Consider the following 13,404-nt stretch of genomic DNA (forward strand, 5'->3'; position numbering starts at 1 on the left):
GCGCCCCTCTTCGAGAAGCACACACGCATGCCGTCGCTCCTGGCGACGGCACGCCGGAGAGGGGATGTCGCTTTGTTGTTTCGCTGACGACATATTCTCACAGGAGCACGTGAGTACCGTCCAAACTTCAATCCACCCAGAGGGGAGCGTCTCATGATCAGGAAGAGCGCCAGATTGAGCACGGCCACGGCGCTTGTCGCGCTGCCTGTCGCTGCGCTGAGCGCGTGCTCCAGCGGCGACGAGTCGGTGCAGCCCGCGCCGCTGCCGGCCCCGCCGGCCGAGGACGATGCCGGGCAGTTCAGCGTGCAGCTCGGCCCGCGGCCGTATTACCTCGTCGCGGACATGGAAGAAGGCGAGCTGAAGGAGAAGCTGCTTTCGTGCTCCGAGGGGCCCTTCCAGCGGACCGATTTCTCCATCGGCCATCGCGGCGCTTGCATGCAGTTCCCCGAGCACACGAGGGAGTCGTACGAGGCGGCCGCCCGCATGGGCGCTGGCATCGTCGAGTGCGACGTGACCTTCACCAAGGACCGAAAGCTCGTGTGCCGTCACGCCCAGTGCGATCTCCACACGACGACGAACATCCTCACGATCCCGGAGCTCGCCGAGAAGTGCTCGGAGCCGTTCGCGCCGGCCGACGCCGAGGCCGGGACGCCCGCGTCGGCGAAGTGCTGCACGAGCGACATCACCCTCGCCGAGTTCAAGCGGCTCTGCGGAAAGATGGACTCCGCGAACCCGGACGCGGCTACGGCCCTGGAGTACATGGCCGCGACGCCCACATTCCGCACGGACCTCTACGCCAGCTGCGGCACGCTGCTCACGCACGCCGAGAGCATCGAGCTCTTCTCGAGCCTGGGCGTCAAGTTCACCCCGGAGCTCAAGGTCCCGGAGGTGGAGATGCCGTACGAGGGCGAGTACGAGCAACAGGACTTCGCGCAGCAGATGATCGACGAGTACAAGGCGGCCGACATCGACCCGAAGCAGGTGTTTGCGCAGTCGTTCAGCCTCGACGACGTGCTCTACTGGCTCGCGAGAGAGCCGGAGTTCGGCGCGCAGGCCGTGTACCTCGACGAGCGCGTCGATACCGCCGAGGGGTACGAGGAGGCGGTCTCCGGGATGCAGCGCCTCGCGGATCAGGGCGTGAAGATCATCGCGCCGCCGATGTTCGCGCTCGTGACGCTCGACGGCAAAGGACGGATCGTGCCCTCGGACTACGCCGAGGCCGCCAAGGCCGCTGGCCTCGACATCATCACATGGACGCTCGAGCGCTCGGGCCCGCTGGCGAGCGGCGGGGGCTACTATTACCAGTCGGTCACGGACAGCATCGACAACGACGGCGACACGATGGTGATGCTCGACGTGCTCGCGCGCGACGTGGGCGTCCGCGGCGTCTTCTCCGACTGGCCGGCCACCGTGACGTACTACGCGAGCTGCATGGGCCTCTGAGGCGGGCGGCCCGGGAGCAGAGCGCACGCTCCCGGTCGCCGGGCCCCCGGCGGCCTCTCGACGGCCGCATCAGAACGCCCACGACCAGGTGACCGCGGCGGGCTCGGGGGGCGGGCCGGGCATCACGCCGGCCGCGTACCGGGCCTTGGTCGGCTGGATCGGGTGGACGGCCGCGATCGCGAAGCCCGTCACGTGGCCCAGGATCATGCCGGCGCCGACGTCCTGCCAGGAGTGCGCGCCGGCGCCGATCCGCAGCGCCATCGTCACCACCGTGGCCGCCTCGGCGAGGGCGAGCGCGCCGAGGCGCGGCGCGGCGTCGCCGGTCGTGCGCAGCGCGAGGTTCAGGCGCGCGCCCGCGATGGCGGCCACCGGGGTCGTGTGACCCGAGGGGAAGGCGTCGAAATCGAGGTCGGTCTCGCCGCACCGATCGGTCCGCCACGAGCGCGGCCGGCACCGGCCCGCCAGGCGCTTGATCACGTTCGAGAGGCCGGTCGACAGCGCCGCCGCCTCGACCTCGATGAGCGATGTCCTGAGCGCCCGCGCGTAGGGGCGGGGGACGCCGGCGCCCCCGAGGTAGCTGCCCTCGAGGGCGTACCCGCTGCCGAGGAGGAGCAGCGTGCCCGCTGCGGCGCCGGTGATATCGCTGGCGAGGCCGATCGCGTCGTTGCGCTCCTCGCTGGAGGCGGCGCCCCACCCGGAGCGCCGCTGCGGGAGCAGGTACGCCGCGAGCGAGGCGGTGCAGGCCGCGGCGAGGGCCACCTCGCCGCCCGGCGTGCCGAACGCCCAGTCCGGGGCCGCCGGCCCCGTCTGCGCGGCGGCGGGCGCGCTCCACGCCAGCGCGCACACGCAGGCGAGCAGCGCGGCGTACCTCACGGCTTCTTCGCTGCGGGGGGCGCTGCGGGCTTCGAGGGCGCGGCAGGCTGCGCGGGCGCCGCCGGCTTGCCGGCCGCCGCCGCCGGCCCGGCCGTCACGCCTGGCGCCTTCTGCACGATGACCTCACCGAGCTGCAACGCCGAGAGCTGTTCTCCGACAGCGCCGGCGTCGCCCACCAGGACGACCCGGAGCTGCTCGGGCGCGAGGTACTTCTGCGCGACCCGCTGCACGTCCGCGGCCGTGATCCGCTGGAGCCTCGCCGGTCGCGTCGCGTACTCGTCGAGCGGCAGATCGTAGACCGCGAGGCCCGCGATCGTCGACGCGGTCGCGTCCGCCGTCTCGAAGCGCGCCGGCAGCTGGCGGATGAGGTTCGCCTTGGCGTCCGCGAGCTCCTCGCTCGTGACGGGCTCCCTCCGCATCCGGTCGATCTCCGCGAAGATCTCCCGCACGGCGGGGCCCGTGTTCTCCCGCACGATGGCGCCGCCCGCGGAGAACGGGCCGGCTCCGTGGCGCATGTCGAAGCCGGAGCGCGCGCCGTAGGTGTAGGCGTGCTTCTCGCGCAGGTTCAGGTTGAGGCGGCTCGAGAACTGCCCGCCGAGGAGGGTGTTCATCACGAGCAGCGCGTCGTAGTCCGTCGTCGCGCGCGGCACGCCCGGCAGCGCCACCGTCACGGTCGACTGCGTGAGCCCAGGCCGATCGACGACAACGACGCGCGGCGCGCCCGCGGCGATCGCCGGCGGATCGGCGGGGAGCGCCGCCTTCGCGGGGGCGGGCGGCGCGGAGGCCGGGCCCTTCCAGGCGCCGAAGACCCGCTCCACTTCCTTCACCGCGTCGGCCTTGGTGATGTCCCCGGCGATGGCGACGGTCGTCAGCTCCGGCCGGAACTGCGCGGCGTGGAACTTCGCCAGGGCGCCCGCCGTGATCTTCTTCAGCGCCGCCTCGGTGCCGATCAGCGGCGCGTTGTACGGGTGGCCCTCGGGGTAGAGGACCTGGGCCTGGGCGATGGAGAGGAGCGACGCGGGGCGATCGTTCATCTCGGCGAGCTGGGTGATGCGGCGCGACCGCTCGCGCTCGATCTCGGCCGGCGCGAAGGCGGGGTTCATGTACGCGTCGCCGAGCAGCGTGAGCATCTCCCCGAACCGCGGCGTCACGCTCTGGCCCTCCACGCCGCCGCCGTCGAAGCCGACCGCGGACGAGAAGCTCGCGCCGAGCTTGCCGAGCGCGTCGCTGAGCGAAAGCGCGCTGCGGGTCCTGGTGCCCTGCATGAGCATCGCGCCCGCGAACGCGCCGACGCCCGGCTCGGCCTGATCGGCGCCGCGGACGGTCGTCACGTCCACGGCCACGATCGGAAGCTCGTGCCGCTCCACGACGAGGACGCGGATCCCGTTGGCGAGCTTCGCCTCCTCGATCTGCGGCGGCCGGAAGACCACCTCCGGCCCCGGAGGAGGCGGCGATCTGCGGAAGTCGTCCGCCGCCGCGGCGGCGGGCGGCGCCGCGGCGGGGGGCGGCGCGCCGGGGGGCGCGGGGGGCGGCGTCGAGGTGACCGGAGCGCAGGCGGCGAGCGCCACGGCTGCGAGCGAGGCGGAGACGGTTCGTTTCATGCGCATGGGCTCAACCCCCCTTCGGCGCGGCCGGTCCGGCCGCAGGCTTGTCGACCGCAGGCTTGTCGCCAGCGGGCTTCATGATGGCCGGCGCGGCCGCCGGTTTGTCGGTCGCGGGCGCCGCGGCGGGCTTCGCGCCCGCCGGCGGGGCCGCGACAGCAGGCGCTAGAACCGCGGGCTTTGCGCTCGCCGCGGCCGCGGGCGCCGCGGCGGTGGGCTTCGTGCCCGCCGTCGCGGGCGCCGCCGCCCCGGTCTGCTTCACGAGGCGCCCGGCCTTCGGGGCGCCCGGCTTCGGCGTGACGAGGGCGATCACGCGCCTGCCCTGGGGCAGGAGATCCGCGGTCGCCTTCTGCAGGTCGGCGGCGGTGGCCTTCTCGTACCTGGCCACGTCCTTGGGGAAGTACCCCGGATCGCCCGTGAGCTGGTTGTAGTTGTTGATGGCGTTCGCGCGGGCCGTCACCTGCTCCATGCTGAAGACCAGCTCCGAGAGCACCTTGGCCTGGGCCCGGTCGTGCTCGTCCTGCGTCGGCGGCGCCTTGCGCAGCCGATCGAGCTCCGCGTCGATGAGCTTCAGGGCCTGCTCGGGCGACTTGCCCTTCTTCAGCGTGGCCGTGATCTGGAAGGTGCTGGCGAGCTGGCTCGATTGCTGGAACGCGAAGACGTCCTGCGCGATCTGGAGATCGTACACGAGCTTCTTGTAGAGCCGGCTCGTCTTGCCCGAGGCGAGGACGTTGGCGACGAGGTCGAGCTCGGCGTCGCCGGGCGCGAAGCTCGGCGGCGTCACCCAGCTGATCGTCACGCGGGGCAGCTCCACGTCCGCCTCGATGTCGAGGCGCTTCTCGGTCGCGAGGTCGCCGAGGTCGGGCTTCGTCGCCACGGGCGGCGGGGCGCCCTTCGCGATGGGGCCGAAGTACTTCTGGATGAGCTCCTTCGCCTTGCCCCGCTCGATGTCGCCCGCCACGACGAGGGTCGCGTTGTTGGGCACGTAGAACGTCCGGAAGAAGGCCTTCACGTCGTCCATCTGCGCCGCGTCGAGATCCTCGGGCGTGCCGATGGTCAGCAGGTGGTAGGGGTGGCTCTCCGGGAACTGGGCCGCGCGGACGAACTGCGGCACGAGGCCGTAGGGCGCGTTCTCGTAGTTCTGGCGGCGCTCGTTCTTCACGACATTGCGCTGGCTCGTGAAGGTCGCCTCGTTCGCGTGGTCGAGCAGCCACCCCATCCGGTCGCTCTCCAGCCAGAGCACCAGCGCGAGCTCGTTGGCGGGGACGGTCTCGAAGTAGTTGGTGCGGTCGGTGTTCGTCGTCCCGTTGCGATCGCTCGCGCCGGCCCGCTCCAGGTACTTGAAGAACATGTCCTCGCCCACGTGCTTCGAGCCCTGGAACATGACGTGCTCGAACAGGTGCGCGAAGCCGTTCTTCCCCCGCGGCTCGTCCTTGGAGCCGACGTGGTACCAGACGTTGACGGCCACGACGGGCGTGCGGTGATCCTCGTGCAGGACCACCTCGAGCCCGTTCTCGAGCGTGTACTTCTCGACCGGGATCGCGACGCTCACGCTGGTCGCCGCCGCCGCAGGCTGCGCCTTCGTCGCGACCGGCGCCGCCGCCGCGGGCGCGGGCTTGGCCGCAGGTTGAGCCGCCGCAGGCTGCGCCGGCGCCGCGGCCGGGGGCGCGGCGTAGGCGGGCAACGTCAGGCCGAGCGCGGCGACGAGCGCGCTCGACAGGGACGAGAGCGCCCGGAGGCGCGTCCGTTCGGACCGATGGTGGGCTCGCATGGGCGCGGTTTTAGCGCAGATCGCCCGAGGTCGAGCGCAATCTTCGCTCGTGGAAAGGGAGGCGCAGCGCAGCGCGGTTCACGCTCGGCGCTGCGCTCCCGTCACTGGAATGGCGCGACGAAGAGCTGGTACGGCCCGAAATCCACCGGAGTACGCCCCTTTACGGTGATGGCGCCGAGGCTCCCTCCCGGTCGTGCCCCGTAAATCCGGGAGTTCACGCCCTCCCTCTCGCCCGCGCAGGCGCTGAGCGGGCCGAAGCACTCGATGTCGATGGGATTGCATGCGTCGTCCGCGGTCTTGATCGTCATCGGGAAGCCGGTCAGGCCGCACGAGGACACCACGGTGGACGTCCCCGGGCAGACAGGGACATAGAACGTCTGCTCAGGGCTGCTCGCGCCGCACAAGGAGCTGGGAGGGATCGGCGCCCCGGTGGTGTCGCCGCTGATGAGGCCGCTGCCCGAGATGACCCCGGCCCTCTCGCCGAGGCACGACGCGCGCTGGAACCTGAGGCGGACCGTGCCGAGCGCCTCGGGGCGCGAGGCCTTGACCACCACCGTATAGGTCCCGGCCCGGAGCCTGGCCGCGAAGTGCGCGCCCGGCGCGGCGTCGCCGCAGCTGTCGGCCGCGCAGCCGACGGGGGGGCCGCCGCACCCGTCGCCCTCGAGCACCGCGAGCGCCGTGTCGACGTCCGACGCCAGGGTGCCGAGGTACACGACCTCGTCGGACGGGAGCGTGAACCGGAAGAACACCTCGCCGCCGCTGCCGCCGCACGGCAGCGCGACATCGGAGGTGTTCTCGGCCGTGATCTCCGCCGCGTAATCCATCGAGCCCGTCAGCTCTCCCGGCGTCTCGCAGCTGTCGGCGCCCGGGATCGGCGTGCAGCCGTCGTCCGGGACGCCGTTGCAGTTCTCGTCGACCGCGTTGCCGCACACCTCGGGCACCGGGGAGGCGCACCCCTCGCCCTGGCAGCCGTCGTCGGGGAGCCCGTCGCAGTCCTGGTCCACCGCGTCCCCGCAGATCTCCGGCTCGGGCTCGCAGGGCGCGAACGCCGGGACATGGACGGGCACCTCGACCACGTTGTTCTCGATCGCTTGCTCGGCGATCGCGCCGATCGGGTTGACGGTGACGCGGAGGGTGTAGTCCCCCTCGGGCACGTCCGTCACGTCGACCCACTGGCACGGCGTGCCGACGTCGTACGTGTCGGCCCACCCCGCGCTCAGGAAGTTGCACCCCATGCCTCCCGAGGTCGGGTAGCCGCGCGGCGCGGGGGACGAAGGATCGAGAGGCTCCATGTCGACAAGGCAAAACGCCTGCTTGTGCCCCTGGGAGACGACCTCGCCCCCCGCGTCCACCAGCCGGTAATCGGTGAAGTTCAGGAAATGGAAGTGCTGGTGGCACTGCGCGTACTCGAAGAGCGGGCTGTTGAACTCGGGCCCGGGGTCGAGGTGGCCCGGCCCTGCGTTCTCGACGCGCCCCTCGAACTCGAGGAGATGCCGCCGGCCGGGGCCTCCGATGCACCTTTCCATGAGCTCGCAGGCGTCTCTGGGGAACGTCTGGTACGAGAACTGGATCGTGTCGACGATGCGCTGCCTGTCCGGGCGCAGGTCGGGCACGATGCAGACGCCGGCCTCGCACGCGTGGCCGCTGGGACAGCACGCGCCGCCGCAGATCGTGCCGTCGCAGGCGGTGTAATCGACGGGGAGGACGATCGTGTTGTTGTCGAAGCGCGCCTCGGCGAGGGTCCTGTTCGGGTTCACGGTGATCTCGAGCTCGTAGCGCCCGGCCGGGACGCCGGTCACGTCGAGGGCGTTGCACGCGAGGGTGCCGGGCTGCTCGACGTGCTCTCCTGGGCCGAGGCCCTGCGCGTCGCAGCCGTACTGGCCGCCTGGCATCGCGACGCAGCGCGCGTCGAGCTCGGCCTCGGCGACCACCGCGCCGCCCTGGCCGAGGCGCGCGCGGAAGAAGCGCGGGACGACGTAGCTGTCCTCGCAGAAGTTCGGCTCGAAGACGTCGCTCTCCGAGGGCGCGCCGAGCTCGAGCGGAACGTCGCCGGCGTTCTCGAGCGAGACGTGGAAGCGCATGAGCGCCCGCCGGCCGCTCGCGCCGACGCACCCGTGCAGCAGCTCGCACGCGTCCTCGTCGACGCGGACCGTGGCGAACGTGACGGGCTCTTCTCGCTCCGGGGGCCCGAGCACGAGGTCCGCCGCCTCGCAGACGCCGCGCGCGCACGTGGCCCCGGGGCTGCAGCACGCCGTGTCGCCGCAGGCGCGCGCCGCGTCGCACGCGGCGGCGCAGCCCGACGGCTTGCCCTCGGCGTCGATCTGACACCGCGCGCCTCCGGGACACACGATGTCCGAGAGGGGGCAACGGATGCTCCCGGATACACCGCCGCCGCTGCCGCCGCCTCCCGGGCCGCCCCCTCCCGTGCCCGAGGGCGGCTCGGTCGGCCCGTCGTCGCCGCACGCGGCGGCCGCCAGGAGCCATGAGCCCATCAACAGCGCTTCGACGACGTTCTTCATGTGCACCCTGGTCATCAGCAGTAGCAGACGAGCCGCGCGGGCCGGAAGGCGTGTGCCGCTCCCGCAGGCCGCCAGGCAAGCTGCGTATCGTGAGGGGGCGCGCGAGGAGATCAGGACGGTCGAGCGAGGGCGCAGGATTTCGACCGGTCAGGGAGTCGGCAACGCCACGAAAACAGCCGAGGAGGCGATGCCGAGATTTCTCATGAACATGAGCCGCGCGGCGCTCGCTGGGTCGGATGAGCTCCAGTCTCCCAGGAGGACAGCGGCATACCAGGTCGGTGACAGGCTTCTCGCGGCGCTCCGGATGCCGTCGGCCGATCCGACCGGTCGAACTCCTACCCATTGCCGGCCGGCGGCTCTCGGCGCCGCGAACTCGACGGCCGTGCTGGCGCTGGCCGACGCGTACGCGACGTCCGTGAGCACGGGTGTAAACGGTTCACCTTGGGTCCCATCTGCATTGACCGACCAGTGGCCGAGATCCACCGAGGGCGCTGCCGCCGAGGCGTTGATCAACATGACGCGCGTGCTGGTGACCGTCTCGGGCAGCTCCGGCTGAACCCTCCACAGCTTGAGCTGCAGCGCCTTGTCGCCCGTCTCTCCGGCGATGCCGAGGAGACCTCCCAGGTAGATCGCGCCGGGCTCCAGCGGGCCCGTCGGCTGGGCGCCGACCACCACGGTGTCACCCGAGCCATCGCCGCCACCGGAGCCGGGCGCGACGACTGAGAGCGTCGACTCACCCGGCGGCAGATCGGTGTATGTCGGCGCCTGCGCATACGTCAGGTTGATGGCGATCCTCTCCGTGCCCGAGTACACCTCGAGGGGCGACGGCGTGGGCGGCGGCGATGCGTGGAAGAGATAGACGAGCGGATCCCGGTTGATGAACGTGGCAGGCGAGTCGTCCCCCGCCGGGACGACGAGCAACCCGTGTGCGCGCGCATCGGCGACGACGCGGGTCGGCTCCCCGGTCTCGATGACGAAGTACGATCGCCCACCGACGAGCGATGCTGCAGAGAACGAGAACGGCGCCTGACCCGTCGGACCGAAGCTGCTCGACGCGGTGACAGTGATCGATCGTGGCGACTGGGGCACGAGCAGGCCTTCTGGAGCGCTGACGGTGAACCCGTCGAGCGCCGCGACGGCCGTGGCGCTTCGGTCGATGTAGAACGATTTCGGAGGCCCCACGCTGGCGTCGGCGTTCACGAAGCGCAGGCCGACCTCGCTGCATGAAGGCGTCGTGAACTTCTCTTCTGCGATGAGAAGCTGCGGCCCCGTCGGGCTGGTAGTGCCCAGGATTCCGACGGCCACGATCGTGTAGCGCGTCCCAGGGGCAATCGTCAGCGGATCCGCCGAGATCGTGAGCGCGTCGCCTGCGCCACCGCTGGTTCCGTCATCGCTTCGTGCCGAGAAGGTGATCGCGCCCGCCGTCACCTTGGCGTACCTCGTGACAGAGGCGGCGACCCTGCTGGGCGACACTGCCTCTACGTCGGGCACCGGCGCCCCGTTCACGTAGAGGCGGAGCGCAGGCGGGTCGCCGCTCCCCACCGGGAAGTTCGTGCGATTCGGCAGAAGGGCATTGATGAAGCGGACCTTGGGTTCAGGGTCGGTGTCCGGCGGCAGGCCACACTCCTCCGGATCGCCGCCACCCGTGCCACCAGCTCCGCCCGTGCCACCAGCTCCGCCCGTGCCGCCAGCGCCGCCCGTGTCGCCACTGCCCGTGCCGCCAGCGCCGCCCGTGTCGCCACTGCCCGTGCCGCCAGCGCCGCCCGCGTTGCCGCTGCCGCCCGTGCCACCCGTGCCACCAGCGCCGCCCGCATTGCCACTGCCGCCCGTGCCACCAGCGCCACCCGTGCCGCCGCCGCTGCCCGTGCCGCCCATGCCGCCGCCGCCGTCAGAGCTTCCGCCCGACCACGTGCTGGCGCTGGCGCTCGTGGTCCCACCTCCGCCTTGCCCCGACGATGATGAGGTATCGTCGTCCCCGCAAGCGCTCGTGAAGATCGAAAGCCCGGCCAGCGCACCCACCATCATCAGCCATCGTTGACGCATCTTCATCGTAACACATCTCCGTGTAGCGCGTCGCACGCGCCAGAACGATTCACTACCGCGGGAACTTCAGCTCGCAGGCGTCACGCGGAACCGCGATGACTCCCTTCGTCAGCTCGTCACGCATGTAGATGTAGGCCATTACACCGGCGTTGAAGGCCGCTCTCCGGAGCCATGCATCGACCTCCGGCGAGCTCGCGTCCGCGGTGCGGAGCTCGTCCGTAAGAGGGTTCCTGAGCGTGCACACGTCCCTCCACATGGGCACGCCGAACTCCGGAGCCACGGCGCTGCCCAGGATGACGCTCCAATTCCCGCTCGCGGCCGCGGCGTCGTAAAGGGCTCCGAACCGATGAGCATCGGTGCGGATCTCATCGCAGGCGGCGCGCGCAACGCCGAGCATGTTCGCCTTCGATCTCTTGAATGCGGCTTTCGCGGTCTCCGGATCGAGCGGGATCGGCACCGCGGCCACGATCCGATTGTCGACGAAGACGTTGAAGAAGGTCCTCTCCTCCTCCGTGGTACGGCCGAATGAAACGGTGGTGCCCCCCGTCGCCATCCAGACGAGGTACTTCGCCGCCCCGTCGGGCCCGAGGCCGTCCCTCCCCCGCGTCGGGCCCATGGAACGTGGCGAGGTTCTCGTTGGGGGCCCAGCGCGGGCCGAAGAGCCCGTCCACGAAGCTCGCCACCCTCGCCCCGGAGGTCGCGCGGAGCGCCCTGGCCGCGCCGGTCTGGGCGTCTCCGTAAATCCCATGGCAATTCGTGCAGATACCGGCGTAGATATGCTCCCCCGGGTTGGCCCAGTAGATCGCGCTCCACGGCCGGCGCGGCCTCCCGGTCCCCGGATTGATCATCCACTGCTCCACCGGCTCAGGCTCTGGCGCGTCGTCCGGAAACGCGCAGCCTGGGATGAAGAACCCCTGAGCGTAGACCTTCTTCGCCAGCGCCTCGTGCTCGCTCGTCACCTCCTCCGCGCGGATCCAGTCGTCGAGCTTCGTCTTCCAGTCGATGTTGCGCGGGACGTACGGATAGCGCTCGGTCGTGTCCTCGAGCACCCACCCGAGCTCGCGATGCTGCTCGCAGTCGTGAAGGGCACGCGCCTCCGCGGCGTCCGCCGCGCGCGTGGCGAGCTCGATCGCCTCCGGATCCTCCGGCGCCTCCCGTCCCCCGCGCTCGTAATCGCGCGGCACCGACGCCCACCAGCGCGCCACGAGGACCGGCAGGCGGCAGTCGACAGACGCCGTGTGCATCGGCATGTGGAGGTTGAAGAACGCGTTGACCTCCTCGTTCTCCACGGGCAGGCCGAACGCACGGGGAGTCCACGATCCCGTGGGCAGGACGACGCGGCGGTAGATACCTCCGACCGGGATGGAGCTCTGGATGACGAGCTCATCGAAGGACGCCGGCACACCAGGAAAGTAGAGCCGCCCGTCCGAGCCCACGGTATCCATGTGAAACCCGAAGATGCTCCCGCCAGGCGACATATCCAGGCCTCGCAGCGTCGCCTTGCTCGCCACCGCATAGCCGCGCGGGTTATGGCAATGGGCGCAGTTGCCTGCCATGTAGGCCTGCATGTTCAGCTCGTCGTCATTGCGCGGCCGGCGGGGCAGCGCGGACTCCTCGAGCCTGGGGAAGTCGTCGGGCGTGAGGGTCGCCAACGTGCCGCGCACGACGCCGTACGCGAGGAGACGCTCCAGCTGATTGAGCTCGTCGGCGAGCACGTCCGGCGTGTAGACGCCCCCTTCCCCCTTGGGTCGCTTGTGGAGCTGGAAGGGCGTGATGCCGAGGACGAAGCTCTCGCTCTCCGAGCCCGTGTGGCACGCCACGCATCGCGTCGCACCGGGCACGGCGTAGCTCTGCAGTGCACCGGTGGTCTCGTTGGCCGTGTAAGGGCGGACGTAGTCGGGGAACGGCTCACCGTTCAGGTAGAGCTCCCTGCTGTCCGGTGACGCCGGATCGAGCCCGGTCCCGAGGAGCTTCGCGCTCGTCTCCTCCGCGTTCCACACGTACGTGCCGAAGATCGCGTCCTCGGCCTGCTCGCGCGTCACGATGATGCGCGTCTCCATCTTGCGGTATCGCGTGGCGCCGTCGGGCTCGACCACGGCCCTGAAGAAGGTCTTGTAGAAGCGGCTGTTCGAGGGGATGCGGAGGCTCTTCGCCTCCGGGTCGTACGTGATGGCCTGCCCCGCCGGGACGTGCACGAAGCGGAGCTTCGCCGCGTCGTCCGACCAGAGAGGGTAGGTCGGCGCGTAAGCGAGCGTCCCCCTGCGCGCGAGCACCTCGGCGTCCAGCGAGACGAAATCGGTCTCCGACAGCTTGACCGGGAGGTCCTCGAACGATCGCATCGCGGCGAAGCGCTCATCCACCTCCTCGTCTCGACCGACGATCTCGGCGTCGGGGATGCAGTTCCCGAGCTCCGTCTGCGCATCGCCGATCTCGCGCGGGGTCACGAAATCCACGTCGGGATCGACGTGGATTTCGCCCTTCGGGAGGACGTACGTGCCGGCAGGGCACCCCTGCTCGATCCACGCCTGCACCCGCCGGCCGAGCGCCTCTTGCCCGCCGATCTTGTAGGGCATCTCCCCGCTGAGCATGACGTCAACGGGCGTCTTGCCGCTCTTGCCGCGCGCATTGCACAGGTTCTCCGGAGTGCCGGTGTAGGAGAAGTCGCCTTGCTCTGCCGGGGCCTTGTGGCAGTTGCCACATTGAATCTCGATCTCCCCCGAGAGATTGCTGAAGGTATCGAGGGCATCCTCGACCGTCGCCGAGTGGCGCTGAGGGATCGGCTCGTGCGATCGGGCAGGGGCGCATTGACGTGGCGGCGTGCCCCCCCCGTCACCGCCGCTGCCGCCGGTACCGCCGGTGCCGCCGCCTCCGCTGTTATCGCCGCCCGCGACCCCGCCGGTACCGCCGGTGCTGCCGCTTCCGCCGTTATCACCGCCCGCGACCCCGCCGCTGCCGCCGGCACCGCCGGTGCCGCCGCCGCTCGTGTCCTCCGGGGGCTCACCGGTATCGTCACCTCCACAGCTGTACCCGGCCACGGACACGACCCCGAGCAACAGCACCAGCGATCTCATCGTCACCCAACGCCGACCTTGACGCATCGATGCCAACTCCCCGGGCTCGCAGCGGCGAACCCCCTATCGTCGCGGTGGCCGAA

General features: G+C 70.9%; 8 protein-coding genes. 1 reads left to right on the plus strand and 7 read right to left on the minus strand.

What is annotated here, in order from left to right; genetic code table 11:
• The first annotated feature begins 174 nt into the window (after positions 1-174).
• Positions 175-1,443, plus strand: a complete 1,269-nt coding sequence (locus tag POL72_RS34245; protein ID WP_272100991.1) for a glycerophosphodiester phosphodiesterase family protein — start codon at positions 175-177, stop codon at positions 1,441-1,443.
• Positions 1,444-1,512: 69 nt separating this feature from the next.
• Here the strand turns inward: POL72_RS34245 and POL72_RS34250 are convergent, their stop codons facing one another.
• The 7 genes from POL72_RS34250 to POL72_RS34280 all read right to left on the minus strand — a co-directional run bounded on the left by POL72_RS34250 (position 1,513) and on the right by POL72_RS34280 (position 13,327).
• A complete protein-coding gene (locus POL72_RS34250) occupies positions 1,513-2,316 on the minus strand; it encodes a phosphatase PAP2 family protein (protein WP_272100992.1) in 804 nt (267 codons plus the stop codon).
• Positions 2,313-3,917, minus strand: a complete 1,605-nt coding sequence (locus POL72_RS34255) for a M16 family metallopeptidase (RefSeq protein ID WP_272100993.1) — start codon at positions 3,915-3,917, stop codon at positions 2,313-2,315. The genes POL72_RS34250 and POL72_RS34255 overlap by 4 nt, the downstream gene beginning before the upstream one ends.
• 10 nt (positions 3,918-3,927) lie before the next feature.
• Positions 3,928-5,688, minus strand: coding sequence for a M16 family metallopeptidase (locus POL72_RS34260; RefSeq protein WP_272100994.1), 1,761 nt, complete (start codon positions 5,686-5,688; stop codon positions 3,928-3,930).
• Positions 5,689-5,789: 101 nt separating this feature from the next.
• Complete coding sequence (locus POL72_RS34265) at positions 5,790-8,207, minus strand: lysyl oxidase family protein (RefSeq protein WP_272100995.1); 2,418 nt, start codon at positions 8,205-8,207, stop codon at positions 5,790-5,792.
• A gap of 147 nt (positions 8,208-8,354) precedes the next feature.
• Positions 8,355-10,256 carry a DUF4397 domain-containing protein gene (locus tag POL72_RS34270; RefSeq protein WP_272100996.1) on the minus strand — a complete coding sequence of 634 codons (1,902 nt, stop codon included), beginning with the start codon at positions 10,254-10,256 and terminating at the stop codon, positions 8,355-8,357.
• A 46-nt stretch (positions 10,257-10,302) separates the two neighbouring features.
• Complete coding sequence (locus tag POL72_RS34275; RefSeq protein WP_272100997.1) at positions 10,303-10,707, minus strand: hypothetical protein; 405 nt, start codon at positions 10,705-10,707, stop codon at positions 10,303-10,305.
• On the minus strand, positions 10,616-13,327 hold the full coding sequence (locus POL72_RS34280; protein WP_272100998.1) for a hypothetical protein: 2,712 nt from the start codon (positions 13,325-13,327) through the stop codon (positions 10,616-10,618). Before POL72_RS34280 ends, POL72_RS34275 begins: the two co-directional genes overlap by 92 nt.
• Positions 13,328-13,404 lie beyond the last annotated feature (77 nt).

Origin of the sequence: Sorangium aterium, assembly GCF_028368935.1 — a bacterium.
Taxonomy (GTDB): domain Bacteria; phylum Myxococcota_A; class Polyangia; order Polyangiales; family Polyangiaceae; genus Sorangium; species Sorangium atrum.

Coding starts and splice junctions, on each gene's coding strand:
- POL72_RS34260 (WP_272100994.1), bottom strand. CDS start 5,688: ATGCGAGCCCACCATCGGTCCGAACGGACGCGCCTCCGGGCGCTCTCG.
- POL72_RS34255 (WP_272100993.1), bottom strand. CDS start 3,917: ATGAAACGAACCGTCTCCGCCTCGCTCGCAGCCGTGGCGCTCGCCGCC.
- POL72_RS34270 (WP_272100996.1), bottom strand. CDS start 10,256: ATGAAGATGCGTCAACGATGGCTGATGATGGTGGGTGCGCTGGCCGGG.
- POL72_RS34265 (WP_272100995.1), bottom strand. CDS start 8,207: ATGAAGAACGTCGTCGAAGCGCTGTTGATGGGCTCATGGCTCCTGGCG.